The 15264-nt window shown below is 47.5% G+C and carries 13 protein-coding genes; 9 read left to right on the forward strand and 4 right to left on the reverse strand.

Translation table 11 applies throughout. The annotated features are described in order from the left end of the window. Positions 1–287: 287 nt before the first annotated feature. Entirely contained in the window at positions 288–1373 is a 1086-nt protein-coding gene (locus EJQ19_RS11910; protein ID WP_126141447.1) for a CotH kinase family protein, read from the forward strand. A gap of 28 nt (positions 1374–1401) precedes the next feature. After that, positions 1402–1758, forward strand: coding sequence for an SET domain-containing protein (locus EJQ19_RS11915; protein WP_126141448.1), 357 nt, complete (start codon positions 1402–1404; stop codon positions 1756–1758). A gap of 568 nt (positions 1759–2326) precedes the next feature. Here the strand turns inward: EJQ19_RS11915 and EJQ19_RS11920 are convergent. From EJQ19_RS11920 to EJQ19_RS11930, 3 genes are all read right to left on the reverse strand, one after another. Next, complete coding sequence (locus tag EJQ19_RS11920) at positions 2327–2674, reverse strand: DoxX family protein (protein ID WP_126141449.1); 348 nt, start codon at positions 2672–2674, stop codon at positions 2327–2329. A gap of 144 nt (positions 2675–2818) precedes the next feature. Further along, positions 2819–3265: an RrF2 family transcriptional regulator gene (locus tag EJQ19_RS11925; RefSeq protein ID WP_126141450.1), complete on the reverse strand. Its 447-nt coding sequence runs from the start codon at positions 3263–3265 to the stop codon at positions 2819–2821. Between the two features lie 533 nt (positions 3266–3798). Next, the gene (locus EJQ19_RS11930) at positions 3799–4704 is read right to left on the reverse strand and encodes an AraC family transcriptional regulator (RefSeq protein ID WP_420901675.1); all 906 of its coding nucleotides are present in this window, start codon (positions 4702–4704) and stop codon (positions 3799–3801) included. Positions 4705–4894: 190 nt separating this feature from the next. On the opposite strand from EJQ19_RS11930, the gene EJQ19_RS11935 reads away from it, so the two are divergent. From EJQ19_RS11935 to EJQ19_RS11945, 3 genes are all read left to right on the forward strand, one after another. Then, positions 4895–5734 (forward strand): oxidoreductase, encoded by an 840-nt coding sequence (locus tag EJQ19_RS11935; RefSeq protein ID WP_126141452.1) that lies wholly within the window; start codon positions 4895–4897, stop codon positions 5732–5734. Positions 5735–5899: 165 nt separating this feature from the next. After that, positions 5900–6481: a cupin domain-containing protein gene (locus EJQ19_RS11940; protein ID WP_241242860.1), complete on the forward strand. Its 582-nt coding sequence runs from the start codon at positions 5900–5902 to the stop codon at positions 6479–6481. Positions 6482–6580: 99 nt separating this feature from the next. Then, entirely contained in the window at positions 6581–7432 is an 852-nt protein-coding gene (locus tag EJQ19_RS11945; RefSeq protein ID WP_126141453.1) for a hypothetical protein, read from the forward strand. Between the two features lie 74 nt (positions 7433–7506). Here the strand turns inward: EJQ19_RS11945 and EJQ19_RS11950 are convergent, their stop codons facing one another. Continuing rightward, complete coding sequence (locus EJQ19_RS11950) at positions 7507–7887, reverse strand: recombinase family protein (protein WP_126141454.1); 381 nt, start codon at positions 7885–7887, stop codon at positions 7507–7509. A 141-nt stretch (positions 7888–8028) separates the two neighbouring features. Here EJQ19_RS11950 and EJQ19_RS11955 point away from each other — a divergent pair, with 141 nt between their 5' ends. The 4 genes from EJQ19_RS11955 to EJQ19_RS11970 all read left to right on the forward strand — a co-directional run bounded on the left by EJQ19_RS11955 (position 8029) and on the right by EJQ19_RS11970 (position 15016). After that, the gene (locus EJQ19_RS11955) at positions 8029–9267 is read left to right on the forward strand and encodes a sensor histidine kinase (RefSeq protein ID WP_126141455.1); all 1239 of its coding nucleotides are present in this window, start codon (positions 8029–8031) and stop codon (positions 9265–9267) included. Then, positions 9242–9832 (forward strand): response regulator transcription factor, encoded by a 591-nt coding sequence (locus EJQ19_RS11960; RefSeq protein WP_126141456.1) that lies wholly within the window; start codon positions 9242–9244, stop codon positions 9830–9832. The genes EJQ19_RS11955 and EJQ19_RS11960 overlap by 26 nt, the downstream gene beginning before the upstream one ends. A gap of 102 nt (positions 9833–9934) precedes the next feature. Beyond that, positions 9935–14545, forward strand: coding sequence for a leucine-rich repeat protein (locus tag EJQ19_RS11965; protein ID WP_126141457.1), 4611 nt, complete (start codon positions 9935–9937; stop codon positions 14543–14545). Positions 14546–14548: 3 nt separating this feature from the next. Further along, positions 14549–15016 (forward strand): SRPBCC family protein, encoded by a 468-nt coding sequence (locus tag EJQ19_RS11970; RefSeq protein WP_126141458.1) that lies wholly within the window; start codon positions 14549–14551, stop codon positions 15014–15016. The last annotated feature ends 248 nt before the right edge of the window (positions 15017–15264 follow it).

Genomic DNA, 15264 nt, shown 5'->3' on the forward strand with positions numbered 1-15264 from the left:
TGCCGGTACCTTTACCAGTGCTCTTGCCGGTACCGTCAGTACCACCGCTGCTTTTTTTTGACATAGGATTTCGAACTAAGAACTCATCCAGCCCGGAATCTTTAGCTTGTGTTATTAAATCTAGTATTTGAGTTTCTCCCATATTATCACCTTCCTTAAAATTTATTTACAATCAGATAGTGTATTCTATGTCTATTGATATTAATTTGTTCTAGTGTTAAGCCCCAATTTATTATCAACACCACTTGCTTCCTCATATGATATAAAAAAAGCAAGGGAATGATTTTATGGAAGATACTTCTATCCCCACTTATGGTATAACGATTGAGCCGAAAGATCTAAAGATACTAATGCAAGATGTATGGAAAGATGATCATGTTCCCTCCAGATTAGTTGTAGAAAATATTCCTTATGAGATTGGATTATCCTATCGGGGAGATCATACCCGTAAATTTCGGAAGAAATCCTATAGCATCGACTTTAGGTCATATAAAGAAGAGTTTGCTGCCCGTGAGATACACTTAAATGCTGAATACCGGGATCCTTCCTTAATACGCAACAAGCTTTCCTTTGATTTTTTCGAGAGTATTGGGAGTATTGCTCCAATTAGTAAGCATGTCCTTCTAGAATTGAACGGGGAGACAAAGGGAATTTATCTAGAACTTGAATCGGTGGATGAATTCTTTTTACAAAAAAGAGGACTGCCGTCTGGTCCTATTTATTATGCCACGATCAACCATGCAAACTTTTCTCTATTAACACCAAAGGAAAAGCCAAAATCTTCACTTCTATCTGGATATTATCAAAAAATAGGTAGCGATAAGGATAATCAAGATTTAGAAAGGTTTATTATAAAAATAAATACAACTAACCGAGAGGAATTTGGTGAAGCGATTAAAAAGGATATGAATATCGACAATTACTTATTGTGGCTATGCGGGGCCGTGTGTACCCAAAACTATGATGGGTTTATTCACAACTATTCTATATTTCGAAATGAAGAGACGGGTTTATATCAAATGATCCCTTGGGATTATGACGCAACTTGGGGTCGAAATTGGAATGGCGACATAATGGAATTTGATGCCGTTCCAATCGAAGGCTATAATACGCTCACTGCACGTCTTCTGGATGTTTTGGAAATAAGGCAGCAATACCGTCGTATGATGGCTGAGGTTCTAGAAACGAAATTTACAGTTAAGGCTATTGAACCTATGGTAGCCAATCTCCACAAGCAATTAAATCCCTATATTTCTTTAGATCCGTATAAGAAGCAAACTATTGCGCTATTTAATAGCGAGCCAGAATTAATCCTTCGCTTCATTGAACAACGCAACAGCTATCTTCGAAAGCATTTAAAGGATCTTGAGTAAAGGAGGGAGTACACTGATAAAACTGAAAATGAGTAATACAAAGAAATATGGCAGAGGAATTTATGCAACCGGGAGTTTTAAAAAAGGTGATTTACTTGAGTCAGCCCCAATTATCGTTGTTTCCAAAAACGAATGGGAACAAATGAGGACAAGCATCCTCAAAAACTATGTATTTCGGTGGGGAGAGGATAAAGCTATAGCTCTAGGATACGGTTGTTTATACAATCACTCTTTCTCTCCCAATGCGAGATATATCTCGAATAAAAAGAATCTAACCATTGACTTCTATGCCTACAAAGATATTGAAGCGGGAGAAGAGATTTTGATTAATTACAATGGAGACCCTGAGGACCAATCTTCCTTGTGGTTTAAGGTCATCGATTAAACAGGTAGAATACTCTCCGAAAATAAGGGCGTCCTCCAAGAGGGCGCCCTTAAAGTTTCCCTTAAACGATGATACGGAGAACCGTACCATAAGTGACGGCGATAAAGGGTTGTCAAGTTCCTAAAGCCAGATTCCAAAACAGAGAGTAAAAATTCGAGGAGGGAGATTAGCTGGTAACGTTTGGCTGTGTTAGACATCAGTAGGCTTCCAAATTAAGCATCCTGAAGTCTTCTCTACAAATGGAAAAGCCCTTCAGCTTGTTGTTCAGCGGAAGGGCTACGCTTAAAGAATATTTCTCGGTCTCCTTGTTGAAGGCGAGCTCTTCGGTGGTTCCATGTAATCATTCTCTGCAGGGAGACTTCCGCAGCTACTCGAGCAGTAAACGGATACTCGCATTCTAGCCTGCTGTCTTTTTCGAACGGATCAACCGTGATCTGTATCTTTACTGAACTTGATTTAAGCACAGTTAACCACATGCCGGGATCCTGATGCGAGTCGCTAGGCTCTGGCGATACTGAACTCTGTACGAGCACAGTATGTCGCGGAACTATGCGTAACCGATGTATGATTAAACAATCCAATTGAGCACAGGTACCACCAGGGCCAAGACTAGAAAATATACGGGCAGCATCACTTCATTGGCGTGGCTTTTCGCACGAATTTGGGTAACAAGAGCACCCAGCATGATGACGACAATCCACAAACCAGCTAGCGTGCCTGCCAGTTGCGACCAAATCCCAATCAGCATCCCGATCCCGCCGAGAATTTCCGCTATACCGACTAGAATGCGAAATCCATCCGAATAGCCGTATTGTTTGAATGATTCGACCGGCTCTTTGGCTCCAAACTTCATAAATCCGACGATCACATAACCAATGCCCAGAATAATCTCAAGTATAATCGATACGATTTGCAACTTTTTCACCTCCTTACTGAACTTGATTTAAGCACAGTTAACCTCATACGAGGGATGCAGATGCGAGTCGTCGATACACTCTTATGATACTGAACCCTGTATGAGTACAGTATATCACAAAACTATGCTTATGTTAAGCGCAGTTTATACTTCGTTTTTAAAAACTTCTGCAGCAATTTGCTCAATCGTATACTGCTTGAAAACGTGAAGCGTACTCTCTTCCACTTGAGAAGACAATTCCTGAAAAAGGTTTCTTACTGAAGCCCCGCGTTCGCAGTCGAGCGTGGAATCGACCATCCCACTTCCCAAAGGATTGTACATTTGCAGAGCCCGGTAAACGTCCGCCACTGTAATCGAGCTTGCAGGTTTGGCCAGCAAGTAGCCGCCATCTCTGCCTTCCCTAGCCTCGACAAGATTTGCACGAACCAGTTGACCTATCACCCGGCGCATAAACGTCGTTCCAGATTTCATCATACTCGCAATTTCTTTACTTGAAAGCACTTTATCTGATATCGAAAGTAAGACAAGTCCTTGTATGGCCAAACCGAATGCCGACGGAGTGACCGTGTTGTTTTTTTTCTTCAGATGCATGGCAATTCACCTCAAATCCATTATGTACAATGTTTACACAGTTTACAAGATGTCCGATTTCGCTATTTAGGGCGACTCAAGGAAAACCTCTGGCTGAAGGAGGACACGGGTTCAGTCCGCGCGACATCGCTTCGTAGGGAGTATGGCATGGAACTCCATGCACGTGGAGAAAACTTGCCGATACAGACAACACGGAGAACCATATTATAAGTAGGGCGAAAAAACGATCGACGGCTTATACCCCATGCGATGTGCTTGGTATTTTCCTAGGGGGTTATATCAAGAGTTGGACAAGCTTTTACACTCGATAGTTCCGCGTTGAGCAATTCAATGGAACTAATACTGCTACAGGCTCTTAATTCAGCGGATAATCTGACGGTCCCAGAAGGGAGCGCAAGCCGTGATGGCTCGTATGATTGGACATTGAGGTTGCAGATGCCGTCGTCCCAATTATGTAGCCTTAGCCTTGATGTGTGTTGGGTAGAACCGTTCTTTCGTGAATTCTTCATATTGTTGAAAGCAGCTTGATTTTATTAGCTGAACCGCTTGATATCACTCACCGGAGAGAAGCCGAACAAGCGCGCATATTCCCGGCTGAATTGGGAAGGGCTCTCATAGCCTACCTCGAACGCGATATCTGCCACATGGGTGGATTCGGTTAACAGGCGACGGCGTGCTTCCTGCAGTCGAATTTGCTTCTGATACTGTACCGGAGTCATGGCGGTCACTTCTTTGAAGTGACGATATAACGAGGAGGAGCTCATGTTCGCCAGTTCAGCTAATTCTTCGATGCGCAGCGGCTGGTTGTAATCCCTCTTGATCCGCTCGACCACCTCTGCAATAGAAGCGTAATTGCTTCCAGCCATGGCAATTTGCTTGAACACGTCCCCTTTATCATCGCTAAGGAGTCTGTAAATAATCTCACGTATGACGAGGGGCGCCAGTGCCGGAATGTCCTTCGGGGTCTCTAACAGGCCTACCAGTCTGACGGCTGCATCGAGGAGAGCATTATTCATTTTGCCTACGAATAGCCCTCTGTGATATCTCTTGGTGCTGTCTGGAAGTAATTCCGTCTCCTTCATAATCTGAAAGATTTGACTGGCCTCTAAATCTAGACGAATCGCTAGGTAGGGGAAATCAGGAGAGGACTGAGTGGCCCGGCCGGTTATCGGTACATCCAGGGACACCGCCAGGTAATCGGATACCCCGTATTGGTAGCGCTCATCTGCGAGCATGATAACCTTCTCGCCTTGAGCTACAATGCATAGCGAAGGTTTTTGAATTCTGCATATCGGAACCTCGGAGTGGGAATCGCGGACCAGATGCAATGAGGGGATCGGTGTATCGTGATCGCCATCTGTACCAGTGAACTTCTCGACGAGTTGCGCAAGCTCCAACTGTTTATAGTATGTTTTTTGAGCGTCATCCAACATTTCCATCCCTCCCATTATTGTGTTCCATTATAAATTCAAGAACTTTATTTGTTAAGCGGAGTGAGAGTAATAGGCAAGAAAGTGAGAGTAATATTCTAACGGAATTTAGCCTGGAAGGAGCATAATAAGTTTGTTACAACAGACCTGTGGCAATTGCCCATATACACAGTAGTGATTATCCATTGGAGGGGAAAATATGCAACATGCTAAAGTATGGTACGTGACCGGTGCTTCGAAAGGACTGGGACTGTCCTTGGTGAGAAAATTAATTGAGCGCGGATATAGAGTTGCTGCAACTTCACGTAATATAGAAGATTTAAAGAAAGCTGTAGGTGAGGTGCCAGAAGAAAAATTCCTGCCGTTGACGGTTGATCTGACCCAAGCGGATTCGATTCAGGCATCCGTGAACAAGACGTACGAGCAGTTCGGGCAAATAGATGTGGCCGTTAACAATGCAGGCTATGGCATCGGCGGTGCGATTGAGGAGCTGTCGCAGAAGGAAATCATGGCCAACTTTGAAGTCAATGTATTTGGTCCGATTAATGTCATTCAAAGTGTACTACCCTATATGCGGAAGCAGCGATCAGGGCATATCTTCAATATTGCCTCAATTGCTGGCTTCGCTCCGCATGTGGGCTGGAGTGTATATGCAGCGACGAAGTTCTCGCTAATGGGATTGACGGAGGTGCTTGCTCAGGATGTGCAATCTCTGGGGATCAAAGTGACGGCAGTAGCACCCGGGGGGTTTAGAACCCAGTTTAATAAGGCAGATTCCCTGGTATTGTCTGCCAATAAAATTGAGGATTACAGCGAGCTTCACTCTGCGCACAATCAGTTCGTAGCAAAAGACGGCAAGCAGCTTGGCGATCCTGAAAAAGCGGCAGAGGTGTTCATCGATCTGGCGGAATCGTCGAATCCCCCGGTCCAATTGTTCCTGGGCAGTGATGCTTACCGGAGAGCGTCCGAGAAGCTGGACCAATTGCGTGAAGAACTGAAAGCGAACAAGGCCATCAGCTTCCAGACTGATTTTGAATAAGCGGTGATCACTATCAAGTGAAGCTATATGATAGTATCAATATGCGTTGCTTGCGTTCGTTCAAGGACAATATAGACAATGCAAATATGGGCAGTGAACCAGCATGATATTGGGATGACTGAATATACTTTGATGTGGGTTCAAACTGTTCGAAAAGGCGTGATCATGCGAATGACAACGACTGGCCATCAAATGGACTATAGCTCCCCCTCATTGAATTTGTTTTTTGACTTAAGATATTCCCCTTACTTCGTGAAGGACGATTGGAACTTCATTCTTTATCAAACCGCGAAACAGCTACCTGTCATGCAAGGCTTAAGCTTGGTCGATGTAAATTTAAGCAGAGAACATAGCATAGAACCGCATTGGCACCCCAACGCGAACGAACTCCTCTACGTGATCCAGGGGGAGATTATCGAATCCGTTCTGAATCCCGTTACCCTTCAACTTCTTAGTTACCGTGTCGGGCCGCAGCAATCGGTGTATATTCCGATGGGATGGTGGCATTGGACGAACGCAATCATGGATCACAGCCGCCTTGTGGCTACGTTCGATAATAAAAACTTTGAGATCGTGTATGGATCCGACATCCTGAGGAAGACGCCCCCGGAGGTATTCCAAATCGTATACGGCATAAATGCCGCTCAGTGGGCTGAAGTCATCAAGCAGGTCGATCAGACTGTAATTATCGGCCCGCCTGATGCAAGAGGGATTCGATGGCGAATAGGAACGAACGGGTCACGATAAAGGTGGCCTCTTTTTTCGTTCAAGCGGATATGGACGTATGAACGCAACCTTTCACTGGGAATAATAGGCGAAATGGATTTTGCGGAAGGAAGACGTCTTATGCCGAATATGATCTGGTACTACGGATTGATTGTCATCGGAGCCATCATTGCCTGCTATACGGTGTATCGAAAAGGAAACGCTGCGGAATGGCTTAGTTACTTTTTGTTCTCGACGGCTTGGACGTGGGTAGGAGAAGCCGTCGTACTCTTCGTATTCAATGCTTACGCCTATAAACCCGGACTTTATCAGGATCCCTTTTCCGAAAATATTATTGGCCATATCATAGCCAATTCAGCATTATGGGCTTCGACCGCGGTTTGGGTGATGTATCTTCAACCGTCCTATCTCCTGATCGGATTGATTTCCGTCGGATTCATGGTGGTCGAGGAGGTGTTTCTTAAAGCCGGCGTCTACAGTCATCATTGGTGGCAAACTTATATGACCGGCATCATTACCTTTGTTTTTTTGGCTGCTATAAAGAAATGGTACATCATTTTACATGAAACCAAACGTAAATTTCCTCGAATCATCGTTTTCTGGACGATCGCATGGATTATTTTGCAGACTCCGACTAGCGTGCTGATGCTTTTCGACAAGCAATTTTTTCGCGTGTATTGGGTCGAGAACCCTTACAGGGACAGCACGTTATTCAGCGGTTTTTTATATCACGTAATTTTAGCTTCTATTGTCATCTTCTTTATGTACGTGCCGAAGAACAAGTACTTGATGGTGGTCCCCCTTTTTATCCTGGCAGCAGCCGATGTCATACTCTTGAACACAGGCGTATTGATTTTCTACCATAATTGGAACCTGATTTACTTAATCTGCATTCGCGCTGCATCCTTGCTAATCATATACCTACTCGAGAAATTCACATTAAACCAGGTACGGATTGAAAACACGACTTAGGGGTAGGGGAGGTTGCTTGTGAACCGTACCATAAGTGACGGCGAAATTTATGCAGTTATGTCAAGGAAGCTAAATCAGGTGGATAACCTAGCGAAATTAACCGCGTAGGGGCTGCCCCATTCTACTCCTAAAATGCTGCAACAGCAGAAGAAAACCAAACCAAGGAGAACGTCCATGACAGGTGTTCTCCTTTTTGTCATGCATGTTCCTCCATCGCCTCCCTCGCCATGCGCTGTTCCCATAAAAACTACTGCCCATCCCATAATCATTAAGGTCAGCAGATATGAAAGTGTTCTCATGATTTCAGATGGCGATTTCGATTCTCTTCCGCTTTTGTCGAACAACTCGACGATGTGAAGCAGCTCGTTGAGCTTCTGGGAGAGCCGGTTCAGCCGCAGGTGCACGACTTGTTTGAAGCGCCCATTCTTAGCGTCTTCCAGCAGTTCGCAAAGCACCAGTGGGTCCTCATTGGGCTTGGCCGCTGAACCCTATCAACTGCTCCTTCGTAATCGAGACGGTTCCCCAATAGACAAAAGAGCCAGAAATTATTTACAATGTTCCTAATAGAATGGTAGGAAGGATATAGGGCTGTTATCATGAATATCCTCGAAGACTTATTGTTGCAAGTAGCGTTCGTCGTTACGTTGATTTTCGCCTTCCAGCTCATTTATTTGATCGGCTTCGGGAGATTTAAGTATTTCAGGCTGATGCAGGCTGTTTTATTCGGTGTGGCGCTTGTGTTGTGCATGAGCTTTCCCGTCCAAGTTACCGACCGATTAACCATCGACATCCGTATCGTTCCGCTGCTTCTGGGGACGTTCTACGGCGGGTTCGAGACGACGATGTTTCTATCCCTGCTTATTCTGATTTACCGCTCCTACCTAGGGATCGATGATGGTTTCTATGCGACGACGCTGGCGGTGTTCATGTGCATCCCCATATTCATATTCTTCCAGTCCCGATTCCTTCAAGGCAATAAGAAACGGAGGCTGTGGATAGCAACAGGTCTTACGGTTAGCTATTGTGTTTGCAGCTTTCTGTCAGCGGCTATCTTCATCGGCTTATCCGAAACATTTTTAGGCGCTATGCTTCTGTATACCTTGGTCATGATCGCCGTCGTGCTGATCTTCGTTGCGATGAATGAGGTCATTAAGGAGACGCTAGTGAAAAATCAGCAGCGAGTGGCCGAAGCCAAAGATGCAGAGATCGCCTTTTTACGTTCGCAGATTCAGCCGCATTTTCTATACAATGCCTTGAATTCGATAGCCGCCCTCTGCGTGGAGGACGCTAGGCAGGCGGAGAAGCTTACGCTAGACCTGGCTCAATATTTCAGAATCGGGCTCAACTTCAAACAAATGGACACTTTCACGACATTGGAGAATGAATTAGAATTGACCAAGGCTTACCTTAATATCGAAAAGGTACGCTTCGGCGACCGATTAGCCATCGAGTACAACATCGATGCCAATCCAAATCACCTCATTCCTCCGCTCGTCTTGCAACCGTTGGTCGAGAATGCGATTAAGCACGGTCTGATGTCTAACGAAAGAGGCGGTACCGTCACAATCTCGATTCTGGAGCATGACGATAAGCTTCAGTTCGCTGTCGAGGATAACGGGTGCGGAATGAGCGTGGCGAAGCGGCAAAAAGTCCTTGGTTCGGGTTCGGAGCCTAGTGGGATAGGGTTGAGGAATATATCGCGACGCATCAAGCTGCTGTACGACGCAAGCTTGCAAGTCAAAAGCACGGCCGGGATCGGGACGAAAGTGTCTTTCGAGCTTCCCTATCTGCCAGACAGGAGGAAGATGGATGATAAGGGCTATAATCGTGGATGATGAACCTTTGTCGGTGCGACGGCTGAAGTATATGCTTGCCGAATTCGAGGAACTCGAGATATGCGGCGCATTCCTAACCCCACGCGAGGCGTATGAGTATGCGCGAGCCACCCCCTTTCAGGTGGCGTTCCTCGATATCTCCATGCCGGATGTTGACGGGATGTCTTTGTCCCGATTATTGCTAGAGCGCGATCCCTCCCTATCCGTCATATTCGTTACGGGCTATGACGATTATGCGGTGCAAGCCTTTGAAGTGAATGCATTAGATTACTTAATGAAGCCAGTAACGGAACAACGGCTCGCCCGAACGTGGGAGAAGATTAAGGAAAAGTATCACAATTATGTTTCCGAGGAGGAGCCGGGCGCAACCGGCCTGCTGACCGGACAGGAGACACGAATCGTTCAATATATGGCCGAAGGGTTATCCAATAGGCAAATTGCGGATACTTTGCACATCACTTCGGAGACGGTTAAGTATCACTTGAAGAATGTCTTCCGGAAGTTGGACGTCAATAACCGCGTAAGGGCGCTGCAGCGCGCCAAGGAATTGAAGATCATTCCATAGCCGATAAGCTCTCAAAAATCCCCCCCAATCGGGGGATTTTTTAATATATCCGATTATTCTACAATAATCCAATGAATCACTCACTATTGGAGGAGAAGAATTATGCGTCGGATCTTATCCTTGTTAATGTTGTGCGTTCTGCTTGGCGGCAGCTTGCCTGCACCGGCTGCACATGCGGAGGCCATCCAGGACAGCGATTTTACTTATTTGTTGCTATCAGACAACACTTTCATGATTACGGATTACTCGGGAACGAGCACGGACGTCGTGATTCCGAGCGAGTTCGACGGCAAGCCGGTCACTGCGATCGGGTCGAGTGCATTTGATCCATCTAGTAATTCGGGTCAACCTAAACTAACAAGCGTAACGCTCCCGTCTAGCGTTACGATGATTTCTAGTTTTGCATTCGCCCATAATGAATTAACTGCAATCGAGATCCCGAGCGTCACGGATATCGGAAGAGGGGCCTTTCAATACAACCAGCTGCAAAGCATTGTGTTCGGAAAAGTTACCTTTCTCGATGAGTATGCGTTCGCTGACAATCAGCTCGAAAGCGTGACGATTCCGGACAGTCTGGCTACCATCGGAAGGTATGCTTTCCAGAATAATCGATTGTCCAGCGTGTCCCTTCCGGAAGGACTAAAGATCATTGATTCTTATGCGTTCAACGGCAATCAATTAAAGACGCTTCAGATTCCGAAGTCAGTAATCGCCATTAACTCGAGGGCATTCACAAACAATTCATTGGGAGATGTCGCGATTCCACCGGAAGTCAATTTGGGCAGCGGGGATCTGGATCCTGTATTTGATTCGACCGCAACCCTTTTTATTCCGAAGAGCAGTGTAACGGTTTTTAACCATGCAACGAAATACGGTATTCCAATTAGACCCTGCAATTATTTGATTACCTATGACGGAAATGGCAACACAGGGGGAACCACTCCATCGAATACTCCATATGTTTGCTATAAAGGGGTGTTTAAGGTGCCGGTACCGGATCCGGATCAGGATCCAAGCGCGTTAACGAAGACTGGTTACACCTTCAAAGGATGGAACACCGCGCCAGATGGAAGCGGGATGAATTATTCGGACGGAAACTACCCGATTATTTATGGCATTCGAGCCGGAGGCTTTACCTTATATGCCAACTGGGAGGCGAATTTCTATCAAGTGTCTTTCGACACGAGAGGGGGAACGCCAATCCCGGCCCAATCGGTTGCCTACGGAGGACAAGCTCCCAAGCCTTCAGAGCCTGCGAGGGCGGGATATGCCTTTGTCGGCTGGTATACGGATCCCGAAAATATCGACGCGTGGGATTATGACACCGACAAGGTCACCGAAGATATGACGCTGTATGCGAAATGGAAGTGGAACGGAGCAGCAACAATCGCGTCCTTAGCGTTAGAGAAGGATGGCGATCATGTAGCTGGTGGCCATAGCCTTACGGTCACCGGCGTAGTGAGGGACGATACCGGCTTACCTGTAGAGAACGCCGTCGTGAATTTGCGCAGCACCCTGGGCAAATGGAAGCTTACCGATAACAGCGACGTGTCGGCGACAACGGATGCAAGCGGCCGGTTTGCAGTGGAATGGACGGCTCCTTCGGTAGCGAACCCAGGATCAGTAACGATTTATGCAAACGTAGATGGTACGATCGGGATGGCGGACAGCCGGACGTTTCAGGTCGTTCCGCCAGATGAGTCCAATGCCGAGTTAAGCGGTTTGTCGCTAGGGTCCATCGCTCTCGTTCCGGAATTCTCGGGCGACACGTACACTTATACCGTGGCGGACGTCAGCAATGCCGTAACAAGTATTAACGTAAGGGCAACGACCGCCAGCGATCAGTCCACTCTGGTGATTAACTATTTGTCTGCCGGCACCGGCGCTACCGTCAGCTTACCTGCCGTCAGCGGTTCACCCGTCAGCGTACCGCTGCATACCGGGATGAATATAATTAGAATCGATGTAACCGCGCGGGATGGGATCAATGCTCGAACGTTCTTGATATTCGTGCGCAGAGTCGATACCGTGATCAGCGGGGATTATGCTTACAGCCTGAAGGATGAGGGTAGCGGGATTGCGATTACGAGATATAAAGGAACGGATTCGGACGTTGTCATTCCCGAGAAGATAGATGGCTATGTCGTGACGGAGATCGGGACGGGGGCTTTTGCGAACTTGGAGTTGACGGGCGTCTCCATACCCGATACCGTGACGAGCATCTCCACGAACGCATTTAGTAACAATTTGTTAACGACAGTGACTCTGCCGAAAGCCTTAAAGAGCATAGGAGACTATGCTTTTAGGGAAAATCAGTTAGCCCAAATCGTACTCCCGGACGGCTTAGCTTCAGTGTACGGCCATGCTTTCGAGGATAATCGGCTAACTTCGATTACGATCCCGAATAGCGTCACCCTGGTGGATGAATATGCGTTCTATAACAATCTTCTGGAGGATGTAACGTTCGCCGAAGACGGTTTGCAAAAAATCGGTTTCGGCGCGTTCTCCGATAATCAGTTGTCATCTATCATTCTTCCAAAGACGTTAACTCACTTGGATTCGGAGGCCTTTAAAAATAACAAGCTCTCTCAAGTGATCATGCCTGCGACCTTGGAGTTAGGGGGCAGCGTGTTCGGAGGGACGATGCAGACGGGGGTAAAGCTTATCTTCCCGGCTGAAGGCAGTAGTGAAATGGTCAACTATGCGCTCTCGAACGGGTTCGCATTTGAAATAAGCGATGTCCGCATCGAATATGAAGGCAACGCCAACGGGGAAATTGAAGGAGAAGCGCCGGTCGACGGTACCCATTACGATTATTATTCATCGGCCACCATTCAACCGAGCGGGAGCTTGAAGAGAACCGGGTATACCTTTCAAGGATGGAACACAAAAAAGGATGGCAGCGGAAACTTCTATGAGGCAGGCGAAGGCTATAAATTCAAGCTTATCAGCGGAGTTGTAAAGCTTTATGCCGTCTGGGAACGCAAGCAGCTCGCGATCAGTCTAGTCACGAGTAGCACTGTGGCGTTAAGCGGTCATGAAATCTCGGTTACTGGTACGGTATATGATGAAGGCGCTACGCCTCAAGCCAATATCTCCGTTCACCTAAGCAGCTCAAAAGGCAAGTGGAGCCAAACGGAGAGCGACAAGGCAACGGTGACGACCGATAAGAATGGCACTTTCCAAGTCTATTGGAAGGCCCTTTATGTCTTCGAGACTGCATCGGTCGAGCTAACGGCAACCCTCGATGGATCGAGTGTGGAGCCTGCAACGGTATCGATTCAGGTAAGTCCGCTGCCTGGCCCGAATCCGAGTTCGGATGCCGACTTAGCCCGTTTGACGTTAAGCGTAGGTGAATTGACGCCTCGGTTCCAAGCCGGGATTACGAGCTATACCGCCGACGTCGGATATGCGATAAGCAGCGTCACGATCGTACCTGAAGTGTCCGATCCGGCGGCAACCGTTACCGTCAACGGAAATGTAGTTGAGTCAGGTCAGCCCGTACAGATCAATCTGAAAGTTGGTTCCAACCCCGTAGCGATACTGGTAACGGCGGAAGATGGTACAACCGAAACTTATCATGTTACGATCACGAGGGCATGGGCACCGGTCGACACGATCCTGGTTACCAGCATCAAGGTGACAAGCGTCACATCCTCCGTTTATGAAGGCGGCACGCTGCAAATGGCCGCCAGCGTGAGTCCGGGCGATGCCACCAACAAGCAGGTGTCTTGGTCGATTCAAAGGGGTACCGGCAGGGCCGTCATTGATGAGACGGGATTGTTGAAAGCAGAGCATGCCGGCCTCGTAACGGTTCAGGCGACGGCCCAGGATGGTTCCGGGAGCATCGGAAGCCAAGAGATCACGATCTACGAGCGTCAACTAGGCGGTGGTGATACCCCGACAACGCCGTCAGATCCGATGACACCGTCGGACCCTAAGGTACCGACAGTCCCGACAACGCCATCACATCCGACGACACCGTCGGACCCTAAAGCACCGACAGTTCCGACAACGCAGCCGTCTGAGAAGCCCCCGATACTCAACGTCGTTCCCGGCCGTCTGCCGATCGACGTGAATGACGCGGGAGCGATCCATACGATGCTGGATGCACTTACCGTCAAATTGGGCGATCCCCGCAATGCCAACGTTCCCGTCTTTGCAGATGTGAAAGATCACTGGGCAGCTCATAGTATCCGCCTGTTCGCGAGACTCGGGATCGTTCAAGGATACGACGACGGGACGTTCAAGCCAGATGCAAGCATCACGCGAGGAGAATTCGCCTCGATGCTGGCGAAGCTGTTCCCGCTTGCCAAAGGCACCGCGGCAACGCCCGGTTTTACCGATCTTGGGGGCAGTTGGGCCAGGGACGCAGTCTTTATGTTGGCTAGCAACGGCATCATTAGCGGCTATGAGGACGGTACTTTCCAGGCCGATCGAAATATTACGCGTGCCGAGATGATTGCGATCCTCGCAAGAATCGTGAATCTGACTTCGGTGAAGCAAGTGAAGACGGGAAATTTTCGGGATATCGATCGTACGTGGGCTAGGGATCAGATTCAGCAAGCCGCGAATGCCGGCATTATCAGCGGAAGAAGCACGAATGTTTTTGACCCGGAAAAGAGCGCTACCCGAGTCGAAGCTTTGACCGTCCTCTTGCGAGCGATCTCATTAAGTTCCGAAATCGAACAGTTGTTAGAGGGGATGAACTAAGCCATGGCTGCGAACGAATATTATATGCCAACCCAATGGCGGGTGAAGGGAAACATCTGGGAGATCTATGAGATCTGCTCCGACTTCTTGGACTATCAACGTTGGTGGCCCGAAGTATATTTGAAGATTCAAAAGGGAGGCACGGACATGGAGACGGGCAATGAGGTCTATGACATTCTCTCGAGGGGTAAGCTGCCATACAAGCTCCGCTGGAGGTCATGCAAGACGGCCGAACAAGCACCGCATTTCATTTCCTTGAAGTCCTCGGGAGATTTGGTCGGTCACGGAACGTGGCAGTTTGAGCAGGACGGGGAATATGTGAATGTACAGTTCGATTGGTATGTGAATGCCGAGAAGCCCTTGCTCAAACTGTTCTCGCCGATCTTAAAACCGTTCTTCACCTCGAACCACTACTGGGCGATGACGAGAGGGAGAGAGAGCCTTGAGAAGGAACTGATGCGCAGACGCTAGTTGTTCCAGAGCAAACGCCTGTTTCTCGGGGCTGACATCCGATCAAATGACGAAGGTTATCGTCAATGACACGCCTCTGACCAGTGTGAGATTGCGAACTTCATTCTAAATTCATACCTAATAATCGAATCACGATAACTAGAACGGGATGGACAGCTATTATGCTAGTCCATCCCGTTTAAATTTAGCTGTTATAACGTATAAGGAGAACTGTATCATAAGTGACGGCTAAGTTTCAGCGAAATATT

It is taken from the genome of Paenibacillus whitsoniae (assembly GCF_003955665.1).
GTDB classification, from domain to species: Bacteria; Bacillota; Bacilli; order Paenibacillales; family NBRC-103111; genus Paenibacillus_E; species Paenibacillus_E whitsoniae.

Bases quoted from the DNA above. Each gene is read 5' to 3' on its own strand.
- EJQ19_RS11940 (WP_241242860.1), top strand. From the start codon at position 5,900: ATGCGAATGACAACGACTGGCCATCAAATGGACTATAGCTCCCCCTCA.
- EJQ19_RS11960 (WP_126141456.1), top strand. From the start codon at position 9,242: ATGATAAGGGCTATAATCGTGGATGATGAACCTTTGTCGGTGCGACGG.
- EJQ19_RS11970 (WP_126141458.1), top strand. From the start codon at position 14,549: ATGGCTGCGAACGAATATTATATGCCAACCCAATGGCGGGTGAAGGGA.
- EJQ19_RS11925 (WP_126141450.1), bottom strand. From the start codon at position 3,265: ATGCATCTGAAGAAAAAAAACAACACGGTCACTCCGTCGGCATTCGGT.
- EJQ19_RS11930 (WP_420901675.1), bottom strand. From the start codon at position 4,704: ATGGAAATGTTGGATGACGCTCAAAAAACATACTATAAACAGTTGGAG.
- EJQ19_RS11910 (WP_126141447.1), top strand. From the start codon at position 288: ATGGAAGATACTTCTATCCCCACTTATGGTATAACGATTGAGCCGAAA.
- EJQ19_RS11945 (WP_126141453.1), top strand. From the start codon at position 6,581: ATGCCGAATATGATCTGGTACTACGGATTGATTGTCATCGGAGCCATC.
- EJQ19_RS11955 (WP_126141455.1), top strand. From the start codon at position 8,029: ATGAATATCCTCGAAGACTTATTGTTGCAAGTAGCGTTCGTCGTTACG.
- EJQ19_RS11915 (WP_126141448.1), top strand. From the start codon at position 1,402: ATGAGTAATACAAAGAAATATGGCAGAGGAATTTATGCAACCGGGAGT.
- EJQ19_RS11935 (WP_126141452.1), top strand. From the start codon at position 4,895: ATGCAACATGCTAAAGTATGGTACGTGACCGGTGCTTCGAAAGGACTG.
- EJQ19_RS11965 (WP_126141457.1), top strand. From the start codon at position 9,935: ATGCGTCGGATCTTATCCTTGTTAATGTTGTGCGTTCTGCTTGGCGGC.